This window comes from Methanosarcina sp. UBA289 (assembly GCA_002496565.1).
In the GTDB taxonomy this organism is placed as follows: Archaea; Halobacteriota; Methanosarcinia; order Methanosarcinales; family Methanosarcinaceae; genus Methanosarcina.
This window is the reverse complement of sequence record DAKJ01000015.1, coordinates 105,017-125,856: the sequence shown is the minus strand read 5'-3', so window position 1 is coordinate 125,856 and position 20,840 is coordinate 105,017. Positions and strand designations below refer to the sequence as shown.

Here is a 20,840-nt window from a genome sequence, read left to right as displayed (position 1 = left end):
TAGAGAAGTTTTATGGGTCCAGCCTCTCTCTAAGCAAGGATCGGTAATGAAGCTTTTAAAACAGCTACCAAAAAAGAAAAAAGTACTCATGAATCATATTGGCATTGAAACTTATTATATTGGAATGTTTGGAAAATTCAAAACTGTTGTAACAAAACGCGAGATGGGTTCTTTGGGGAGTGGATCCACAATACTTGCAACCTACGATGGGTATAAAAAATGGTCTCCTAGGGGAATTATTATGGTAGGTATTGCATATGGTAAGCGTAAAAACATAGCAAAAATAGTTAAGGCAGAAAAAGCCAAAGGTATGATTAGAAGATAAGGAGTATGACAATGGAAGATATAACAATCCACGAATTTGATTTTGCCCTCATCAATGAATTTTTCACAGAGCTTGAACGGCAGGGACCCGGCAGTCCCGAAGAAACCATCAGGGCATTAGGTTTTATTGGAAATCTTTCAAACAAAACAAAAATTGCCGATTTAGGCTGCGGCACAGGCTTTCAAACAATGGTTCTGGCACAAAATACAGAAGCAACCATCACCGCCCTTGACCTTTACGCCGGCTCGATTGATAAACTTAACGCAACAGCCAGAAAACTTGGTCTGCAGAACAGGGTAAAAGGTATTGTCGGTTCAATGGATAATTTGCCGTTTCAGAATGACGAATTTGATCTTATATGGTCTGAGGGGGCTATTGCCAATATAGGTTTTGAAAAAGGCTTGAATCACTGGAAAAGCTTCCTCAAAAAAGATGGTTATATTGCCGTAACATATGAGTCATGGTTTACCGATGAACGCCCCGCTGAAATTGAGAAGTGGTGGTTGGACGCAGTTCCTGAAATTGGCACAATAGGGCATAATATTTCCATCATGCAAAAAACAGGTTATATTCCTGTTGCCGCATTTACGCTGCCTGAAAATTGTTGGATAGACAATTATTTTATTCCGCAAAAAGCAAGGCAAGAGGAATTCTTGAAAAAACATGCGGGAAATAAAACCGTTGAGGATATGATTGAATTTATGAAGCGTGAGGCAGACTTGTATTCAAAATACAAACAGTATTATGGATATGTATTTTATATTGGGAAGAAGATGTAAAATAATAATTGGTTTACGCCGCTACTTCGTATACCAGACCAGAAACTGCTTCGCCGCCATTTCCGTTGGAACGCATTGAAGAAATGACACGGCTTGTGGACGGTGATGGAAGCACGACGCTTAGATAGTTTATATTTTGTTTGGAGGTAAGTACAGGGATTTCAAAATGCCGCCTATAGTCCCACTCAAAATGCCGCCTATAGTCCCACTAAGCGACGCTTTGTTGTAGGTTAGCTCTCTATTTTCGGTTTTATTTTATGTTGTACATTGTATAAGAATGTAAAAATTCCTCAAAGCAAAAGATTGGCGATGTACTCGTTTCCTCTCAAATAATATCATATGAACCTGCTCGAATTGGTAAAAATAATATTCAATTCCGGGGACCTAGTACTCCTAGCAATCTGACTTTACTTAATCGTTTCAATAATGTTGATACATGGAAATTTCTTCTCCCTGATGGAACTCCTGCAAGACGAGAAATTGGTCTTATCCTGTCAGGTGAAAAGTTAATAGACGAACCTGAATTCAAAGCTTCCCTATTCAAGCAATATCCTCAAGCTGTTGGAGGAGAAATGGAAGGAGCTGGTCTTACCACGGCTTCTATACAAGTAGGATTGCCATGGATATTAGTAAAGAGCATATGTGACTGGGGAGATGGGAATAAACATAAAAAGCACCAACCGCTTGTAGCTGCAGCTGCGGCCTCACTAGTACATCATGTCCTCTCTCATAAAGGTGCTTTGGATGACTTAACTAAACGCTAATAACTTGAGCAATTTTTGTGCAAAATCCGTTTAAAATCCGTTTTTACTTTCGATGTAACATTTAGTAAATCCCCTCAAGCTAATTTCCTCTCAGGATATTTTTCCCTTAAGTCACTTTTCTCTCAAGCTACTTTGATCTCTTTCTCCAGCTTCTTTATCATTTCCCTTACCTGGATTGCCCGCTCGAAGTCCAGTCTGTCAGCAGCTTCTCTCATTTCGGTCTCCAGTTCTATAATCATATTGGGAATATCAGTTTTCGGGATGTGTTTTGTGTCGGTAATATCCACGACCTTTTCCCTGATGGGTTTCCTGATAGTTGTCGGAACGATGCCATGTTCCTTATTATAGGCAATCTGCATGGAGCGGCGACGTTCGGTCTCAGTAACGGCAGTTTTGATGGAATCGGTCATATTGTCGGCATACAGGACAACCTTCGAGCTGGCGTTCCGGGCTGCGCGGCCTATGATCTGGATCAGGCTTTTTGAGTTTCTAAGGAAACCTTCTTTATCCGCATCCAGGATTCCAATGAAACCCACTTCCGGGATGTCGAGCCCTTCCCTGAGCAGGTTTATCCCTACAAGGACATCGAACTTGCCAAGGCGGAGCTCGCGGATAATTTCAGTCCGTTCCATCGTTTTGATGTCCGAGTGCAGGTAGCGGGCTTTGATTTCGTTCCTGGCAAGGTACTCAGTAAGTTCTTCCGCAAGCTTCTTTGTCAGGGTGGTCACAAGGGCACGGTCTCCTCTTTCTATAATTTTCCGGACCTCCTGCATAACATCCCTGACCTGCCCTTCAAGAGGACGAATTTCTACTTCTGGATCAACAAGCCCTGTCGGGCGGATAATCTGTTCCACGATCTGAGCGGAGTGTTCCCTTTCGTAATCAGCAGGGGTTGCTGAGACAAAAATTACATTTTTCATATACTTCTCGAATTCATCGAACTTCAGAGGCCTGTTATCGTAGGCACTGGGAAGCCTGAACCCGTAATCGATAAGGCTCTTCTTTCTTGAGCGGTCTCCATTATACATCCCGTGAAGCTGTGGGATAGTCTGGTGGCTCTCATCGATTACCATCAGGAAATCCTCAGGGAAATAGTCAAGCAGGCAGAAAGGCTGTTCTCCTGGCTGCCTGTGGTCAAAATGCCGCGAATAATTTTCAATACCCTTACAACTGCCGGTTTCCTGGATCATTTCCATGTCATAAATCGTGCGCTGTTTCAACCTGTGAGATTCGAGCAGCCCGAGCTCAGGAAGGCGTTCCTCAAGCTCTTCGAGGATGGACTGAATTGCACTTTTCTGCTCCTCTTCAGGAATTACATAATGCCTGGCAGGGTAGACAAAGAAATAATCCATATCTTCCGTCCGCTGCCCTGTCTGTTTATCTACTTCGGCAATCCGGTCGATCTCGTCTCCGAAGAGCTCAATCCGGATAATATCGTCAAAGTACCCGGGAATAATATCAATAGTATCTCCTTTTACCCGAAAGCGCCCTGGCATAAGCTCAAGGTCATTCCTCTCGAACTGGATTTCAACAAGCTTTTGCAGGATTTCTTTTCTCTGAACCCTATCTCCAACCTTTAATTCAAACCCCAGTTTCTGGAAATTCTCAGGATTGCCAAGCCCGTAGATACAGGATACGGATGCCACGACAATAACGTCCTGGCGTGACATCAGGGAAGCAGTAGCAGCAAGCCTCATTTGCTCGATCTTTGGGTTAATCTGGGCATCTTTTTCGATATACTGGTCCTTGGCAGGAAGATAGGATTCAGGCTGATAGTAATCATAATAGGAAACAAAATACTCCACCCTATTTTCAGGGAAAAATTCCCTGAACTCATTATAGAGCTGGGCTGCAAGGGTTTTATTATGGGCAATAACAAGGGTCGGTTTCTTGATCTGGTTTATGACATTTGCAACAGTATAGGTCTTCCCTGACCCTGTTACCCCAAGAAGGGTCTGATACTGCTCCCCTTTTTTCAACCCGTCTACAAGCTCTCCAATTGCCTGTGGCTGAGAACCTTTTGGCTCAAAATCGGAAACCAGCTTGAACTGTGGGCTATCCCAATATCGGGCATCTCGCATTGTTTCGGAGATTTTTTGAGATGATGGCTGTGATGTTTGATCGGAAGAATTCATAGAATCAAGACCTAAACCTTGGTAATTTAAATCGTGGATACAATCGGCAGTAGTGGCATTTAAGAGATCAGTGGTTTTTAGAGATTAATTATTTTTAAGAAAGGGAGTTCAAGAACCAATCATTTGAGGAATCAGCAATTTTTAGGTATCAGGAATTTTAGGAATCAGTGACTTTTGCCTCAGCAGGCGGTTATAAGAAATTGCAAATCTGTGGGCTTCGTCCCGGATCTCCTGGACAAAAAGCGAGGCTTTCTCGTCTTTTTTGATGGGGAGAGGAGACTTAATTCCTGGAACATAGATTTCTTCTTCCCGTTTGGCTATAGAGATAAGAGGAACCCTGATTTTGAGATTCCTAAGTTCCTGGAAAGCTGAAGAAAGCTGCCCTTTACCCCCATCTATAATAATAAGGTCAGGCAGGTCGTGTTTATCCTCAAGCAGGCGGGAATAACGCCTGCGTACAACCTCGGCAATGGAAGCGAAATCGTCAATTCCCTCAACGCTCTCGATCTTGAAGCGGCGGTAATTGTGCTTATCGGGCCTGCCCCCCCGGAACTGCACCATTGAGCCGACCGTTGACGTTCCAGAAAGATGGGAGATATCAAAACATTCAATAACATTCGGAAGTTTCGGAAGTGAAAGCTTACTCTGAAGAACTTCGAGCTTTTTCCGGTCTCCGAAGAAACCGATCTCAACGTTTTTCAGGGCAAGGTCGAGGAGTTCCTTTTTCTCTCCCTGTTTCGGAACCGTAACTTTGACTTTTACCCCCTTCAAATGTGAAAGAAAATCAGTAAGCGACTCTTCAAGAGGCTCGGGCAGGATCAGTTCTTCAGGTGGCTCGTTCTCGGAATAATACTGTACCAGGAATTCTTCCAGGAAATTTTCCCCGAAGGGAAAGACATAGTCCTGTTTGTCCTCAAGCGTACCTTTGTAGACTTTGAAGAGCATGAGATAAACGGTGTCATCCCTGACAATATAGTTCAGGATATCCTCGTTATTCTTTTTCTGCCTCTCCATATTCTGCTTTTCCTGGAGATACTCAAGGGCAGCAATCTCATCCCGCAGAGCCATGGCTTGCTCGAATTGCTGCCTCGATGCAAGCTCTCTCATTTCTTTTTCCATGGATTCGATGAGTTCTTTGCTATTTCCTTTCAGGACAGAGGCAGCTTTTTTCACTTTATCGGCATAATCTTCCGTGGAAATTGCACCTATGCAGGGCCCACTGCATGCAGCAATATGGTATCTGAGGCAGGCCCGTTTCGGCATCTGTTTACAGGTCCGAAGCTGGAAAGTCTTTCTTACAACCTCAAAAATGTAATCTCTTTCCTTTGCCGACACAAAGGGCCCAAAAAAGCTTCCGTTATCTACTTTCTTCCGGGTAATCCTGATCCTTGGAAACTTTTCATCGGTTAAATGAATGCAGGCATACCGCTTTGAGTCTTTTAAAACAATATTGTACCTTGGCCAGTGTTTCTTGATGAGGGTATTTTCCAGAAGGAAAGCCTCTACTTCCGTGTTTGTGACAATAAAATCAAGGCTTCTAACAACTTGTACAAGACTCGCGGTTTTTGGGTCATGATCTCGTTTCTGGAAGTAGCTGCTTACCCGCTTTTTAAGGTCTTTTGCCTTGCCTACATAAATTACGGTTCCTTCTTCGTTCTTGAAAAGGTAACAACCAGGCAGGTGAGGAAGAGCCTCCAGATCAATCATTTTTAAACCTCATATTCAAGTTTTTCAGGTAGCTTAAATAAACTTAGATCAACTGTTCTTCAAAAGTTTTATCGGTTCTGTGTTTGCTATGCTTGAAATCTCTGGAAGCTTCTTCCGAGTCTTCTTCAAAGTCTTCGGAATCCTCATTTAGATCGCCATCAAGACCTTCATAATCAGCCTCAAATTCTTCCCCTTCTTCGAAAACGGCTTCTATAGGCTCTTCTCCCGACATATCGAGATATGACTGTGAAAGTTTGGGAGCAAGGAAGCGGGCAGTATAGCTTCCCTGAATCGTGGACACTTCCTCTGGAGTTCCTTCGGCAATAATTTCTCCGCCTGCGTTTCCACCTTCAGGACCAAGGTCGATGATATAGTCTGCGGATTTTATTACGTCCAGGTTGTGCTCTATTACAACTACAGTGTTTCCTTTTGCCACAAGCCTGTTGAGAACTGATATGAGTTTTTTGACATCATGGAAGTGAAGCCCGGTTGTGGGTTCATCAAGGAGATAAATCGTCTTTCCGGTGCACTTTTTGGAGAGTTCCCTTGTCAGCTTGATCCTCTGGGCTTCCCCACCTGAAAGCGTTGTTGAGCTTTGGCCGAGTTTGATATAGCCCAGCCCAACTCTTATTAGAGTATCGAGTTTTCTTTTGATTGAAGGGATGTTCTCGAAATGTTCAGCAGCTTCTTCGATGGTCATGTCCAGGACTTCAGCTATCGACTTGCCCCTGTATTTTACTTCGAGGGTTTCCCGGTTGTAGCGTGTGCCCTTGCATTCCTCACATTCGATGTAAACATCAGACAGGAAGTTCATTTCGATTTTTATCAACCCGTCTCCCTGGCAGGCTTCACAGCGTCCTCCTTTTACATTGAAAGAGAAACGCCCGTTTTTATAGCCCCGGATTTTTGCTTCCTTTGTTTCGGCAAAAGCCTGTCTTATGGCATCAAAGACCTTGGTGTAGGTGGCAGGGTTCGAGCGAGGCGTTCTGCCGATAGGGCTCTGGTCAATAACTATTACCTTATCGATCTCGGAATCGAAAACTAGCTCGTCATAGTCTCCTGGTGTTACATTTGATTTATTTATCTTCTTCGTCAAGGCTTTGTACAGAGTATCATAAATTAGCGTGGACTTTCCGGAACCAGACACGCCTGTAACCACGGTCATGACCCCTATAGGAATATTCGCGTCTATGTTCTTCAGGTTGTTCGCCCTGCACCCTTTAAGCCTGATAAAAGCATCACTATGCCGGCGGAGGGCAGGCGGTTTTATCTGCTTTACTCCTGAGAGGTATTGACCTGTCAAGGACTCTGGGTTCTTTTCTATTTCTTCAGGCGTCCCTTCGGCTACCACATAACCCCCATGCACGCCTGCGCCTGGACCTACATCGAGTACATAGTCTGCAGCTCGGATAGTATCCTCATCGTGTTCCACGACTATCAGGGTATTTCCAAGATCCCGCAGGGTCTGGAGGGTCTGGATAAGCCGCTCATTGTCTCTTTGGTGCAGCCCTATTGAGGGTTCGTCGAGCACATAGAGCACACCCATGAGGTTTGAGCCAATCTGGGTAGCCAGCCGGATTCTCTGGGCTTCCCCGCCCGAGAGAGTACCTGAGCTGCGAGAAAGGGTGAGATAACCGAGCCCCACATGCTCAAGGAAGACGAGCCTGGATCGGATCTCCTTTAAGACCTGCTTTGCGATCTCCCTTTCCTTTTCCGAGAGCTCTACGTTTTCGAAAAACTGGACGCATTCCAGAATTGAGAGATCGGCTATATCCACAATGGATTTCCCGCCAAATTTTACTGCAAGAACTTTTTCCTTCAGGCGCTTGCCTTCGCATTTAGGGCAGGGCTTAACCTGCATGAATTTTTCAAGCTCCTTCCGCCTGTAGTCGGATTTTGTCTGACCATACAGCCTCTCGGACTGCGGGATCAGCCCTTCCCAGGAGCCTTTGTGAGACCAGGAGACGTCCCCGTTTTTCATGCTCATGTTGAACTGCATGCTTTCGTCCGAACCGTACATAAGAGCGTTATACTGCTCAGCTGTGAGAGCTTCAATCGGGGTAAAAATATCAAAACCGAAGTGTTTTGCCACAGCTGCTAGATGCTGGCTCCTATAACTGTCCAGATAATTTCTATACAAGGTGACCGCGCCGTCTGCAATACAGAGGGTTTTATTCGGAATAATCAGGTCAGGGTCAAACTCCATCTTAAACCCTAGCCCATTGCAGGCTTCACAAGCCCCGAAAGGACTGTTGAAGGAAAACATTCTGGGCTGGAGTTCTTCGAAGGCCATGCCGCATACCGGACAGGCCATATTTGAGGAATAAAGGTGATCTTTTCCGTCCGAATCAACCGCAATTAAGAGCCCGTCTGCTTTCTGGAGGGCATTTTCACAGGCTTCGACGAGCCTGGAACGGTCTTCGGAGGGGTCCAATCGGTCAATAACGACTTCGATATCGTGTTTTTTGTAACGGTCAAGGTTAATCTCATCGTCAGTCCTGTGGATCTCGCCGTTTACCCTCATCCGGGCGAAGCCTTCGCTATTTAGTTCCCTGAAAAGGTGCTGGTATGTTCCTTTCTTCTGGCGGACTACAGGTGCGAGGATGGTAACCATACCCTCACATACCCTGCTAAGGCTGTCGGCAATCTTTTCAGGGGATTGAGACTCGATCTTTATGTTGTGGGTCGGACAGTAAGGCGTACCGACTCTTGCAAAAAGCAGTCTCAGGTAATCATAAATTTCAGTAACTGTCCCTACCGTACTTCGTGGATTTTTTGAGGTTGTTTTCTGCTCAATGGAAATTGCCGGAGATAACCCTTCGATGCTGTCAACATCCGGCTTGTTCATAATCCCGAGGAACTGCCGCGCATAAGCCGAGAGAGACTCCACATAGCGCCGCTGCCCTTCGGCATAAATCGTGTCAAAAGCCAGGGTAGATTTCCCTGAGCCTGATACCCCTGTAATAACAATTAATTTGTCCCGCGGGAGTTCCACCGTGATGTTTTTCAGGTTGTGTTCCCGTGCCCCTTTGATAATAATATTTTTCATTTTCCTTCTCTCGGGTTTTTATCCAGTTGAATCAGTTAAATGAGAATTTAAAGTTTGAATCAAGTCTGAATTTTAAAGTTTGAGATCTAAGAGCTCCAGAATTAATAGAAATTTCTGAATTTACGAAACTTTTTTGAAAAAGTTTAAAATTTATATTCAATTACCAGGCTATTATTTTAGCCAGATAATTCTATGCATTATTATAAATAAGTAGTGATAATTACCGAAGGTTGATTTCACTTTTGCCACAGATGACGATTTTCGGATTCATACTACCCAGTTTTTCAATACACACAGCAGAATGCAGACTTTTTATTAATAGAGTGATATAGCGGAGTGAAAGTATTAAGCAATAAATAAGTGGTTCTTTGAATTCAGATTCAGTAGATTATGTTTATTGATAGTGAATTGTATAACTTTATTACTTGAAATTTCATATCTGTTTGCCTTCAATACTTTCAGTCCAGAAAATTATTATCTCTACAAACCAGCGTGAATAACCCTGTTAAGCCAGGAACTAATTCCCAAAAAAAAAGGAGGAAAAAAAATCGTAGACTACAAGAAGAGCGGTTTTTGAACTTGTAATCATACAACAAATGGCTAAATCATGCCATTATATAAAAAATTATCTACATTAGAATATTTTAGTAGATTTATGTAAATATTGTAAGGAATTAACGCGTGTCGATATTTCCGCTTTTCATAAAGTATACTTTATGACAATACATCAAAACTTAAAATTGCTTCTTTGAATCTTTTATTTTCAAACACACACTAGCTTCAGAAATGTTTTTTATTTTAAAATCGATAAAACGGGGCTATAAAAATCTTCAAAAATAATGAATTGGTGCTCCTATTATATTTAGTTGATTTTATATATTAGATTTGGTATATATTATTACAATGGGGAAACGAGGAGCAAAACCAAAGTTTACTGACGTTTTTTGTCCTAATAAAGAATGTAAATTCTACGTATTTCTGGAAAAGGAAATATCATAGGCAACGGTACCTATCAAATCAAGAACAAGAGAGTTCGGAAATATATCTGCCGCGAATGCGGCAGAGTATTCAATGATCGAACTAATACCTTCTTTGATAATGTTCGAAAAGACGAATCTGTTATCATATTAGCCTTAAAGATGGCTATCAAAGGAATGTCAATACAAGCCATTGCTGATGTACTGGAAGTTCAGCCAGCTACAGTTAGTAACTGGTTGTTTCGCGCAGCGAAACAATGTGAGAAGGTAAATGAAGATTTGATGAAAGACCTCAACATTTCAAAAGTTGAAATGGATGAATTGTGGGTAATAGTCGAAAAAAAGTTGCGCCAAGAACAGAAAATGAAGATGAGGGGACCTGGATGTGGGTAAGCTTTGCTCCTGAGTTCAGGTTAATTATTGATTTTATATTGGGACCAAGAAAACAGTATGTAGCAGATGAATTGATAAAAACTACAGATAAACATCTTTCAGATTCAAAACCTCTTTTCGTTACAGATGGATTAAAATTCTATGCAGAAGCTTTTCTGAAAAAATACGGAGAATGGATGGAGTTTCCTAGAACAGGAAAGAAAGGAAGACCTAAGAAACCAGCAATAATACCTGATGAAAATTTGAAATATGCTCAGGTTGTCAAAAACAAGAAGGGAAAGAAGCTCCAAAAAGTAGAAAAAAGAGTTATTTTTGGTGAAAATATAGATCAAAGTGAAATATCAACGAGTTTACTTGAGAGACAAAATCTAACTTTTAGACAAGATAATAACAGAGTTTCAAGAAAAACGATAGGATTCTCAAAGAAAATCAGGTTTCTCTACAATCAAATGAGACTTTACTGCACTCATTTTAACTTTTGTAGAGATCACATGGGATTAAAGAAAGAAAAGGAAAATGGAAGTATTGAGAAAAACACACCTGCAAAAAAATATGGAATAACTAGGAGTAAATGGACTTTAACAAAATTGCTAAATTACAGGTGTATTAAAATATCAACTAATTAACAAGGGAGCACCAATGAATTATTAACCTGAGATAAATAATCTGATAGTTTTATTTGGGTTATTTCAGCCTCTTGGAGCTGATATTGAGAAGTTTTGTATAAATCATTTAACTTACAAAATATCTAATGTACAGAAAAAAAATAATAAATTACGACTATAAAATTTAACCTTTTTTTATTTTTTATATTATGAGTCCACTAAACTATCAATCTATACAATAAAAGAATGTCTTTAAATAAGCACAATGACATTTTAAAATTTTAAAAAGAGGTGGACTATATTTATATATAACTACAGTGTTCTTATTTTACGATGCTTCTTTTTGGGCACATAGGGGTTACACTGGGAATATTCTTCGGACTTGGGATTTTCATACCTCGGCTGAGAACTATTATAGATCCAAAATACTTAGCCGTTGGAGCTCTCTTGCCCGACTTAATAGACAAACCTATAGGAATGATTATCTTTGCTTCTACCTTTTCAAGTGGACGCATTATAGCTCATACCCTGTTGTTCTCTTTATCATTATTTTTAGCTGGTTTATACATATACAAAAAGAAAAGCGATATAAATAAGAGTGATATCAAGGTTCTCTCCCTTGCTTCAGGCTCCTTCTTCCACCTTCTGGAAGATCATATGTGGGCAAGTCCCAAGACTTTACTCTGGCCACTCCTCGGACTGGAGTTTCCCAGAACCCACATTGATTCCACTGGAATAGAATATTTAATAAAAATGTTAGAAAAATCTTTTACATTTCATCTCTCACGCTCTTCCGTTCCTGAAATCTTGGGGATAGGGGTAATAGTTATTTTGACTTTATACTGGTTAATAAAAGGATTTGGGCAAAATAAGTATAAGGATGAATAAGGTGTTGCTGATTTTCTAATTATTAAGCTTGTTTTTTTGCACTTTAAGATCTGAAAATCGAGTTATAGCAACCTTTCTGGATATCCTTTTACAAAACATCCAGTAGCATCTTTTTAATATCCGGATCAAAAATAAGTAATATTTACAATATATTTTCAAAAAAGCGTAAATATAAAGCTTAAAGAGAAAATACAGAACTTCAAGCTGATAACTTTATAATGAACAAAATAGTTCAAATGAACGAATCAATACAAAAGAATAAAGTGCCTGAAACTCCCAAAACTCTCAGAAATATCAATTGCCAATTTGGAAACAGATGCCCCAGAGATTAACCCGTTATAGATCAATGAAATTCAACACTCCGACAACACTCTTATCAATAATAAGATGCGTTTTAACAGAGGCTTTTTAATGAAAAAAATAAGTTTTTTATTAGTTGTAATGCTGATTACCAGCGGATTTAGCGGTTGTATAGGACAGGAGCAAACCGCACAAGACAATAACAATACAACAACACCTTCATATAATAGTAGCCAGAGCGGACATCCTAGTTTCTGGTCAATGTTATTCTGGTCAAATCTCATAAACAGGTACATAACACCAGGTATCCAGACTGCAAAAACTTACATGACCCCTGACACTACAAAAAAAACGGATGCTTCCGACCTCTCTAAAAAGGTTGACGCAAAAGACCCAACCGATACGACAAATAAAAAGTCAGTAAGTCCAGATGCCAGAGACAAAACAAAACCGAAAGTAAAAACAACCACTACAAGAATCAAGCGGAGTGGAAGACGTTAATATCTACTCTAACGAGGTCAAAACTTATAATTCTTTTTTTATTTCCTGATACCCGTAAAATAATTCGATATAATTCTAAAAACTAAATTCTGAAGCAAGATATGAAGTAAGATTATACTGTTTTCCGTTTTTATATGCATAATTTGTTAGTATACAGAGTCATTGTCAACATTTTTAAGAAATTTGAATATAGGATTTCCTATCAGCAAATACTCTTTTTTTCAAAGGTTCTCAGAAAAAGGTAGCTAACTATGAAGGCTTACAATCATTCACAGATAAACAATATCACATTAAAACAATATCACATTTAAATAGTTTCACATATAAATATTTTAAAATACAAAGATATCCAAAAATTTATATTGTCAGGATTTACACATTTGAGGTACAAGTTAAAGATAATACAATTGTAATTAAGCGGCTCAATCGCTCAAATCCTGATTATATAAAAACGGCATCAAGGAAATTTAAAAGACTGTTTTGAGATCACTCAAATTTTAGCGCTTAAAGAGGGATGGGTATTGTTAAAAAAGTACAATTATTTGATAAATAAATTCAATAGGCACCTTGCCCTTCAGTTATGCCTGATGATACTTGTTTCTCTGGCTTCACTTGGCTGCTTGGAGGCTTCAGAACCTGAGAAGGGTGCATTAGAAGATACGCAAGAAGATACATTAGAAGTCCAGATCCTGGCCGTTAATGATCTTCACGGCCAGCTTGAGCCATCAGCCGGCAAGGTGGTTAAAGGCTATAACGAGACCGGAGATCCCATTCGCGTCGATGCCGGAGGCATGCAGTATCTGGCTACCCACATAAAGGAACTCAGTTCTGAGAACCCCAATACGTTTGTGGTCTCGGCTGGAGACTCTATGGGTGCTAGCCCGCTTCTTTCATCCCTATTCCACGATGAGCCAACAATAAAGGCTCTCAATATGATGGAATTAGATTTCTCAGCTGTGGGCAACCACGAGCTGGACAAGGGGATAGACGAGCTCATACGCATTCAAAATGGCGACTCTGACCCGACGGGCGGAAACCTGAGAAACTCTTCCTTTGAAGGAGCACAATTTCAATTTCTGGCTGCGAATATGGTCGATGAAAGCACTAACGACACAATATTCCCTGCCTACAACATTACCTACGTCCAAGGAGTACCCATAGGGTTCATCGGAATTTCCCTGAAAGACACGCCGTCTAAAGTGACTCCCTCAGGAGTGGAAGGGCTCAGGTTCCTGGATGAGGCCGAGACCATTAATGAACAGGTCGAAAAACTGAAAGATAAGGGCGTAGAAACCATAGTGGTGATCATCCACGATGGCGGCTCCCAGGAAGGATTATATAACGAGAGCCTGAATATGAGCGGCCCGATTGTGGATGTCATCAAAGCCACCGACGATGAAGTAGATGTTTTCGTCACTGGCCACACCCATCAGGCCTACAATGCAGTTATTGATGGCCGCCCGGTGACAGAAGCAGGTTCAGCAGGTAATGTACTCACAGATATTGATCTGGTGATAAGCAACAAGACCTGTGATGTGATCGAGGGAAGGTCGAGAAATGTCATAGTGTCGAGAGACGTTCCTGAAGATTCCGAAGTAAGCGAGCTGATCGAGAAATACAAATCTCTGGTTGCGCCCCGTGCGAACAAGGTGATTGGTAACATCGCGGGCAATATCACAAGGGCAGCCATTAATTCCGGTGAATCTGCTCTTGGCGATGTTATAGCCGATGCTCAACTCTATGCTACCTCTAACCCAGAAGATGGCGGTGCTGTGGTAGCTTTTATGAATCCGGGAGGCATTCGCGCAGACTTGGTATATGATCAACTCAGCGGTGGGGAACTGCCCGGTCAGGTCACTTATGGCGAGGCCTTCAGTGTCCAGCCTTTTGGAAACAACCTGGTCACAATGACCTTAAATGGCACTCAGATCGACGCTTTGCTGGAACAGCAGTTCGACAATCCGTCCCCTGGAAGTAAGCGAATATTGCAGGTCTCAAAGGGCTTCAGTTATACCTGGAACGAAAGCGCCCCCACGGGCGAAAAGGTCAATATCTCCAGTATAAAAATCAATGGAACCTCTATAGACCCGAGCAGCTCTTACCGTGTAACAGTGAATGGCTTCCTGGCCGATGGAGGCGATAATTTCTCTGTAATGAAGACAGGGACCGATAGAAAGGTAGGATCTTCAGATTTGGATACCTTTGTCAATTACCTTGCTGCTTTCTCTCCTCTAACTCCCGGATCTGAAAACCGTATAGTTCTGGAAAAATAAGATACGGAGAGTGAGCTACCCATCCGGCAGTATCCCCTGCCGGGATATTTCTTAGTTGGCAACCATTTTCCTCTATAGATAGACTGAGTAGGCGATTTTTTTCCGGATCATCAGGTTCATTGCGTAACCTCAAAGCAGAGTAGAGCTGCCAGCAAGTATTGTCGTTAAGGGTTCATGACTTTTCACGAATGCTGTATTTTGACATCAGGAACAAAAAAGGCTTTTTGGGGCCAATTTACCAGATCACCGGCCTCTTAATTTCTGATCTGTAGAGTTTATCCGAAGGTTTTACGCTCGGGAACGCCTTGTAAAACTCAGGCACGTTGAAGACTACGCCATTGACCCTGAACTTGGAGGGCGCGTGAGTATCGGTCAGTGCTAGCGTCCTCAAAGATTCGTTTGTATCCGATTCCCTCCATACCTGGGTGAAGCTTAAAAAGAATCTCTGATCTCCGGTGAATCCATCAATCACTTCCGGCTCCTCTTTCAATGAGAGCTTATAGGCGTGGTAGGCCGTGGTCAATCCGCCGAAATCTGCTACGTTCTCAGGCAGAGTCAAGTTGCCGTTGACGTACAGACCTGGAAGGACCTGGAACCCGTTGTACTCGTCCACCAGAACCTCCGTGCTTTTGTTGAAGTTATCAGTATCTTTTGACGTCCACCAGTCCGTCAAATTTCCACTGGCATCGAATTTCCTTCCCTGGCTATCGAAATGATGAGTCATCTCGTGGCCTATAATAGCGCCTATGGCACCATAGTTAACTGCATCATCGGCATCCTTGTTAAAGAAAGGCGGCTGAAGAATACCTGCCGGGAATACTACAATGACCTTATTATATTCTGCATAGGCGTTAGTCTCCTGGGGGTTCATTTCCCAGAGCTTACGATTTACAGGTTGGCCGACTCTGTCCAGACCGCTGGGACCGTGATGGAATTTGAATTTAGAAGCCCTGAGAGCATTCATGACATATGAATCGTTCTTAACTTCAAGCTCTGAGTAGTTCAGCCATTCATCTGGATAGCCTACCTGTACATCCAGAACGTCAAGCTTCTTGAGAGCTTCTTTTTTGGTTTCAGGTTCCATCCATGTCAGGTTTTGAATATTCTCCCTGAAAGCCTTTTTGAGGTTGAATACCATATCCTGCATCCTGGCCCTGGAATCGGAATCAAAATATCTGTCCACATAGACACGGCCTACAGCCTCGCCTAAAGCCTCATTTTCCGCTTCAATAACTCTCTTCCAGCGGGGCTTCATCTCCTGCTGGCCATTGAGTATTCTCCCATAAAAATCAAAGTGTTCCTCCTCTACGTCAGAGCTGAGGTAAGGAGACGTGCCTAAAATTAGCTTCCAGCGAAGAAAGGTCTTCCAATCAGCTATGCTCTCGTCCTGAAGGGCAATGCTTAGCTCTTTAAAAAAAGAAGAATTTCTGACGTTGACCTCAGCTACATCCGGATGACCTAGAGAGTAAAAGAGACAAGACCAGTTGATGCCTGGGGCAAAGGCCTGAAACTCCTCAAGGCTCATCTTATTATACGTTTTGACTTCATCGTGGTTATCAACATTGGTAAAGGATGCATTGGCCAGCCTGGTCTCTATCCTCATTACGATCCTGGCATTATTCTCAGCGATTTCTGGGCTATCGCCGAGTAAGACGAACATCCTGGTAACGTGAGTCAGGTACTGCTCTCTAATCTTGATAGATTCATTGTCCTGCCTGAAATAGAAATCCCTATCTGGGAGACCTAGACCCCCCTGAGTAAGGGTAGCGATCATAATCTTGCTGTTTTTCTTGTCGGGTGCAGCATACATTGAAAAGAAAGGATCTATGCCATGCTCCATCATTTGCGTCGAAACGATCTGGAGATCAGAGACATTGGAAATACTGTCTATCAGTTTCAGTTCGTTCTCTATAGGGGCCAAACGCTGCTTTTCCAGAGTGGCATTATCCATTCCCGTGCTGTAGAACATGCCGATTTTTTGCTCGAGGTTTCCCTCAGGAGCAGAAGTGTTGCCGGCTGCATTCTCTACTATTCCTTTGATATGCTCGTAGGTCCTGTCCTCTACTATTGCAAACTCTCCGTATCGGGACTTATCCGGGGGCGCAGGGTGGCTTTTTATCCAGGCTCCCTCAGCGTACTCGTAGAAATCGTCTCCGGGTTTTACTGAGAGATTCATGCTTCCGGGATCGAAATCTTTTTCCTTTTCCGAAGTGCTCACGTTACTCCCCGAGGTTTCGGAAGAACCAAAAGCTACAAGGATTAGAGCGTTAACCAGTACGATACCAAAAGCGAACAGACTTATTACTCCCTTCTTATTCATGCCCCCTCAACTCCTATGATTCCAATCTTTAAAGTACAGTTACAAAAACGGTCATTATAACTCTATAGAAATCCTTGATCTTGTAATAGGAAATATATGTTTGGAGTACAAAATCATACAGATCAGGCGTTATGATCATATTTGCACATTGTAGTTAGACTTTTAATGCAATTGATTTTTCAGTTTAACTGCGTAAAACCCTGTTTAGGTAATATCAGCCTTTTAACTGTAAATTTGTTATACAGCAACAAGTCCACAAGATCTAGTACTCCCCTATAAAGTACAATTATTTCCATAATTATTTTAAACTAATTATATGAAAAATAAATTCAGTTCGAAAATGAATAATAAACTCTTTGATAATAAGTACAAATAAGCAAAAGTACCTTTACTCTTAGGTTTAACAAATGATACAGAAAATCAATTAATAGTTTCCTCTGAAAACTAAGCGAATTGTTTTCTTCAATCCCACCAACATCCCAGTTCCCTGACTTTTCTTCCCGGTAATCTTCATCGAGTAACTTCTCATATATTCAGACAAAATCGAGTATTTTTTATATATTAGAGTTAATTTTGACTGCCATAGTATGGAAAAAGTTTCGTATTTTTAACTTAAAAAGACAATGTGAATGCAGATGTACGAAAAAGTTGAAACTATTGAATCTCCAGAAAATGAATTAACTAAAATTTGGAGATATATGGATTTTACAAAATATGTATCAATACTGGATACAAACTCGCTTTTTTTTGCTGATTTTAGGACATTTGAAGATCCAATCGAAGGACAGTTTCCAAATGCGAACAGAATTCAGACTATGGAAACACTTACGAAGGCTTTTGCAGGAAACTCGTCTATGTTGGAGTTTCTCCGAAAAGAAAATCCAATTGACAGATCAACGAAGGGTCTACATGGTTCAGGAAGCTTCTGTATATGCGGCTGGCATGAGAATGACTATGAATCTGCAGCTATGTGGAAATTATATTCAGATCTTGAAAAAGGAATTGCAATTCAAACAACTTATAAGAACTTAAAAGAATGCTTTTTTGAAGCTAAACCCAAAGTTGTAATCGGAAAAGTAGAGTATCTAGATTATAATGAGGATTCGATACCTTGGGGAAATGAACTAAAAATATACAAGCCTTTCGTGTATAAAAGAAGAAGTTTTGAGTACGAGCATGAAATTAGAGCTATAGTTTTCGTTCCTAGCGGAGAAAAAAAAGAAAAAACAAGTGGAATTTATGTTCCGGTGTCTCTAGATACATTAATTGAAAAGGTATATGTTTCTCCTAAGTCTCCCAAATGGTTCTTAAATTTAGTGAAATCAGTTTCAAAGAAATATAGACTGAACAAAGAAGTAATTCAGTCGGATCTGTACAATGGACTCATTTGAAAGGTAAAAAAAGTAACCTTGACTGAACATGAAGTTACTGGACTAATATTAGTCCTACTCATATTCGATTCAAGTGGGATTAAGGAGTGCCCTGAGCAGGGCATTTTTCCTATAAAATACGAGTGTTGGTTTACTAAATCATTTAACGTTTCTGATTTTTTTTGTATTATAGTCAAAGTCTATACTTTTGCTTCAAGCTTCAGAGAACTATTTTAAATTTTATAAAACTCTGAAAAAGCGAAAGTTAGATGAATACAAGAAAAATCCGGGAAACTTGTGCGATAAACCGGGTTTTCCTGCTTCCCAACCTCTTTTTGTGAAATCTAAAGGATTTCACCCCAATTTCTTACTATATAACCCACTTTTTGTGGGTCTCTTACTTATATCGGGATCAGATACACTTTGTTTTGACCAGTGACCTGCAAGGAAAGCTCCGGACAGGTTGTGCCAGATACTGAAAATCGCACCTGGAAGCGCGGCTGTGGCCGTGAAATGTTTTACAGCAAGAGCCACGCTCAGGCCGGAATTCTGCATTCCAACCTCGATTGCAATAGTCCTTGCTTCGGTTTCGCTGAGCCGCAGGAACTTTGAAATCCCGTAGCCTCCTGCAAGGCCAAGCCCGTTGTGCAGTATCACTGCAAGCAGTACCAGCGGGCCGCTCTTTCCAAGGTTTGCGCTATTTGTCCCTATAATCACGGCGACAATAATTACTATGGCTGCGGCTGAGATTGCCGGAAAGATTTCCCGAATTGCACTTATCCGTTTTTCAAAGAAATAATTGATTGTAAGCCCGATCACCACGGGTACAATTACCACATTTAGAACACTCACAAGCATACCCATGACGTCGACTTCTACGGTCTGGCCTATAAAAACCCAGGTAAGGAAAGGCGTTGCAAGAAAAGCAATTAGGGTAGAAACCGAGGTAAGGACTATTGAAAGAGCCACGTCGGCTTTTGCTAAATAAGAAATCACATTCGAAGCCGTACCGCCCGGACAGCAACCCAGCAGGATCACGCCTGCAGCCAGGTCAGCCGGGAGCTTCAGAATCAGGCAGACAATCCAGGCTGCAAGCGGCATAATTGTGTACTGCATTAAGGTACCCAGGAGAAATACTGAAGGTCTCTTCAAGACTGCAAGGAAACTGTCCACCGAGAGAGTGATTCCCATCCCTAGCATAATCAGGCTTAAAAAAGGTACGATAAGTCCCTGATGGGGAGCAAAGTACTCAGGATAAAAATATGCAACAGCCGATAAGAGAACCGCCCAGAGAGGAAACAGAGACGTAAATTTTTGAAGTATTTTTTGATACACTATCTCACCAGATTTGCAGGATGAAGCCGCATACCCAAAGTATTGAACAGGAGATTAGTAAGTAAACTTGCTAAAAGTAAACAAGATAAAGCAACGACTAAAAAGGAATCAATTGACGTAAAATATCATTAAAGAATCTTAATAAAGAACTGGGTACACGCCCTATATAGATAGATGAAGTATTCATTAAAAAGTATCCATTTCTTTTCGATAAATAATAAAACTGTAATTAATTTGGAAACCTTAAATTCCAGGCAAATACATTGTTCAGTGAGTTAAAAGAAGCTTTACGTTTTCAAATACTTTCTCACCAGTTTTTCCTTATCCTTATTATCTTCGATTTCCAGTCTTGTAATCTACTTGCTACCTATATATACAGGCTCTGCCGATACAATGCCCCATGAGACTGGATGCATACCTTGTAGATATGGGTTATTTCAAATCAAGGGGACGAGCAAAAACAGCTATTCTTGCCGGAAATGTTAAGGTTAATGGAACAGCGGTAACAAAGGTCTCCAGAGACGTGTCTACTGATGATATAATAGATGTTACTGAGGGCCTGGACCAGCCTCAGGGCTATTTTAAACTCAAGCTTATTCAGGAGGAAAGCGGGATTCTTAAACCTGGGGATAAAGTGATTGACCTTGGCTCCAGTGCAGGCGGCTTTCTTCTCTTTGCCTCGGAAATTGCAGGCCATGTAAAAGGCATAGAATTCAGCAAGGACTTCAGGAGCGAACTTGGAAAAATCGCACATGAAAAAGAAAACGTTGATGTAATGTTCGGAGATGTTTTTACCGTACCCCTGAGTTTACTTTCCGAAGAGCCCGTGGATGTTATTCTTTCGGATATGACCCTTGAACCCGAGGACTCGATCAAGGCGCTTTCAAGAGTGCTGCCTCTGCTGAAAGCCGGAGGGAAGCTGCTTCAGGTTATCAAAATTCCCAAAAAGAAGAACCCAAAGCCTATCCTGAGTAAAATCGAGAAACTTGGGCTTGAAATTCAGCAGGTCATCAATCCTAAAAAACAGGAAATATATGTGGTCGCTAGAAAGCCTCTGTCTGAAGAGAAAGAGCCACTCAAAGAAGATCAGCCCGAAGAAAAGGAGTTCTGAGGCCTCAA

13 protein-coding genes and 1 pseudogene are annotated in these 20,840 nt (G+C 41.5%); 9 read left to right on the top strand and 5 right to left on the bottom strand.

The features are described 5' to 3' along the window. Window positions 1-46: 46 nt before the first annotated feature. The 3 genes from BP549_RS04870 (at window position 47) to BP549_RS15845 (ending at window position 1,868) form a co-directional block, all read left to right on the top strand. Entirely contained in the window at window positions 47-325 is a 279-nt protein-coding gene (locus tag BP549_RS04870; protein WP_292378618.1) for a hypothetical protein, read from the top strand. Between the two features lie 11 nt (window positions 326-336). Then, window positions 337-1,104 (top strand): class I SAM-dependent methyltransferase, encoded by a 768-nt coding sequence (locus BP549_RS04865; protein WP_292378616.1) that lies wholly within the window; start codon window positions 337-339, stop codon window positions 1,102-1,104. Window positions 1,105-1,406: 302 nt separating this feature from the next. After that, the gene (locus BP549_RS15845; RefSeq protein WP_394339062.1) at window positions 1,407-1,868 is read left to right on the top strand and encodes a hypothetical protein; all 462 of its coding nucleotides are present in this window, start codon (window positions 1,407-1,409) and stop codon (window positions 1,866-1,868) included. 122 nt (window positions 1,869-1,990) lie between these two features. Here the strand turns inward: BP549_RS15845 and uvrB are convergent, their stop codons facing one another. The 3 genes from uvrB to uvrA form a co-directional block, all read right to left on the bottom strand. Next, window positions 1,991-4,003, bottom strand: a complete 2,013-nt coding sequence (gene uvrB / locus BP549_RS04860) for an excinuclease ABC subunit UvrB (RefSeq protein ID WP_292378615.1) — start codon at window positions 4,001-4,003, stop codon at window positions 1,991-1,993. 141 nt (window positions 4,004-4,144) lie between these two features. After that, window positions 4,145-5,710 (bottom strand): excinuclease ABC subunit UvrC, encoded by a 1,566-nt coding sequence (uvrC, locus tag BP549_RS04855; RefSeq protein WP_292378614.1) that lies wholly within the window; start codon window positions 5,708-5,710, stop codon window positions 4,145-4,147. Window positions 5,711-5,753: 43 nt separating this feature from the next. Further along, entirely contained in the window at window positions 5,754-8,759 is a 3,006-nt protein-coding gene (gene uvrA / locus BP549_RS04850; RefSeq protein WP_292378612.1) for an excinuclease ABC subunit UvrA, read from the bottom strand. A 903-nt stretch (window positions 8,760-9,662) separates the two neighbouring features. On the opposite strand from uvrA, the pseudogene BP549_RS04845 reads away from it, so the two are divergent. The 4 genes and pseudogenes from BP549_RS04845 (at window position 9,663) to BP549_RS04830 (ending at window position 14,696) form a co-directional block, all read left to right on the top strand. Continuing rightward, window positions 9,663-10,755: pseudogene (locus BP549_RS04845) on the top strand (IS1 family transposase). Window positions 10,756-11,067: 312 nt separating this feature from the next. Further along, window positions 11,068-11,622: a metal-dependent hydrolase gene (locus tag BP549_RS04840; protein WP_292378610.1), complete on the top strand. Its 555-nt coding sequence runs from the start codon at window positions 11,068-11,070 to the stop codon at window positions 11,620-11,622. A gap of 411 nt (window positions 11,623-12,033) precedes the next feature. Beyond that, window positions 12,034-12,423, top strand: coding sequence for a hypothetical protein (locus tag BP549_RS04835; protein ID WP_292378608.1), 390 nt, complete (start codon window positions 12,034-12,036; stop codon window positions 12,421-12,423). Between the two features lie 587 nt (window positions 12,424-13,010). Next, window positions 13,011-14,696, top strand: coding sequence for a bifunctional metallophosphatase/5'-nucleotidase (locus BP549_RS04830; protein WP_292378606.1), 1,686 nt, complete (start codon window positions 13,011-13,013; stop codon window positions 14,694-14,696). A 235-nt stretch (window positions 14,697-14,931) separates the two neighbouring features. Here BP549_RS04830 and BP549_RS04825 read toward each other — a convergent pair whose 3' ends face one another. Then, window positions 14,932-17,016 (bottom strand): M13 family metallopeptidase, encoded by a 2,085-nt coding sequence (locus BP549_RS04825; protein WP_292378603.1) that lies wholly within the window; start codon window positions 17,014-17,016, stop codon window positions 14,932-14,934. Window positions 17,017-17,645: 629 nt separating this feature from the next. On the opposite strand from BP549_RS04825, the gene BP549_RS04820 reads away from it, so the two are divergent. Next, a complete protein-coding gene (locus tag BP549_RS04820; RefSeq protein WP_292378601.1) occupies window positions 17,646-18,407 on the top strand; it encodes a DUF2971 domain-containing protein in 762 nt (253 codons plus the stop codon). Between the two features lie 333 nt (window positions 18,408-18,740). Here BP549_RS04820 and BP549_RS04815 read toward each other — a convergent pair whose 3' ends face one another. Beyond that, on the bottom strand, window positions 18,741-19,721 hold the full coding sequence (locus BP549_RS04815; protein WP_292378599.1) for a bile acid:sodium symporter family protein: 981 nt from the start codon (window positions 19,719-19,721) through the stop codon (window positions 18,741-18,743). A gap of 400 nt (window positions 19,722-20,121) precedes the next feature. On the opposite strand from BP549_RS04815, the gene BP549_RS04810 reads away from it, so the two are divergent. Further along, entirely contained in the window at window positions 20,122-20,832 is a 711-nt protein-coding gene (locus BP549_RS04810) for a S4 domain-containing protein (protein ID WP_292378595.1), read from the top strand. Window positions 20,833-20,840 lie beyond the last annotated feature (8 nt).